Origin of the sequence: Tautonia rosea, assembly GCF_012958305.1 — a bacterium.
Lineage (GTDB): Bacteria > Planctomycetota > Planctomycetia > Isosphaerales > Isosphaeraceae > Tautonia > Tautonia rosea.
In genome coordinates this window covers 1-1,304 of the sequence record NZ_JABBYO010000046.1, presented here as the reverse complement: position 1 = coordinate 1,304, position 1,304 = coordinate 1, and the positions used below count along the sequence as shown (strand labels likewise).

Annotated in this window: 2 protein-coding genes; both read left to right on the top strand. The window is 67.1% G+C overall.

Annotation, left to right across the window (positions count from 1 at the left end; all coding sequences use genetic code 11):
* Positions 1-52: 52 nt before the first annotated feature.
* A complete protein-coding gene (locus HG800_RS26765) occupies positions 53-658 on the top strand; it encodes an IS630 family transposase (protein ID WP_449343011.1) in 606 nt (201 codons plus the stop codon).
* A gap of 60 nt (positions 659-718) precedes the next feature.
* Positions 719-919, top strand: coding sequence for a transposase domain-containing protein (locus HG800_RS28580; RefSeq protein WP_169981446.1), 201 nt, complete (start codon positions 719-721; stop codon positions 917-919).
* Positions 920-1,304 lie beyond the last annotated feature (385 nt).

Below are 1,304 nucleotides of genomic sequence, written 5' to 3'. Positions count from 1 at the left end.
GGATCACGCGCAAAAAAAGTCGCGGCGGGCGGCCGAGCAGGACCGGCCGGAGTTGAAGGCCGGGCGGGCCGCCTGGCGGGCGGAGTTCGCGGCGATCGACCCGGCCCGGCTGGTCTTCGTCGACGAGAGCGGGGCCTCGACGGCGATGGACCGCACCTACGGCCGGGCCCCCAGCGGGGTGCGGGTCGACGGCCCGGTGCCGCACGGCCACTGGAAGGTGGTCACCCTGACGGCCGCCGTGCGGCTGGGCGGCGTCCCGGAGCCGGCCTGCCTGGCCTTCGACGGGGCGACCGACGCGGCCTGCTTCGAGGCGTACGTGAGGCGGTGCCTGGTGCCGACGCTGCGTCCCGGCGACATCGTGGTGATGGACAACCTGAGTAGCCACAAGACGGCCGAGGTCCGGCGGCGGATCGAGGCGGCCGGGGCGGAGGTCCGCTACCTGCCCCCCTACAGCCCGGACCTCAACCCGATCGAGCCGATGTTCTCCAAGCTCAAGGCGTGGCTGCGCAAGGCGAAGGCGCGGACGGTCGACGCCCTGATCGAGGCGATGGGCGGGGCCCTCCGCGCCGTCCGGCCCGGCAACATCGCCGGCTGGTTCGGCCATTGCGGCTACCGACCGTCCTCGTCAACCGGCACACCCAAAAGAAAACCGGACTAATCATCGACAACGACCTCGCCGAGCAGACGCTGCGTGCCAAGGCGATAGGTCGGAAGAACGATTGATTACCGGGCCGGCCGGACGGCGGCGATCCTCGACAGCGTCGTCGGCAGTTGTAAGCGGCTTGGTGGCGATCCATTCGCCGACCTCAACGATGTGTTGAATCGGCTGCCGACTCATCCCGTCGAGCGGCTCGGAGAGCTGCTGCCCAAGCTATGGTTGGCGGCCTACCCGGACACGCGGCGAAAGGCTACGATCTGAGGGGCCTGTCGGGGTGAGCCGAGGTTGGGCTCGCCCCAGGTCGTGCAGTAGTTTACGACGTGATCAACCGTCAGCCATCATCAACCGTCGTGGTCAGCGTCCGCAAGGCGATCACCCTCGTCCGCAAAGTTTCTGGACAAGACCGAAATCCGATGGTGCATCCTTCCCGCCTTATTCGCACTGTAGATTAGAGGTCGAGTCAGAATGGTAAGAACGTCGAGGGCGTCTGCCATGAACGAGGAATCGCTGTTCGCCGCCGCGCTGGAGATCGTGGACATCGAGGCGAGGAAGAGGTTCTCGGATGAGGAATGCCGCGGAGACGAACCGCTCCGTCGACGATTCTCGCAACTGTTGTCCGGCCACGAGGCGAGCAATCCGCTCGACC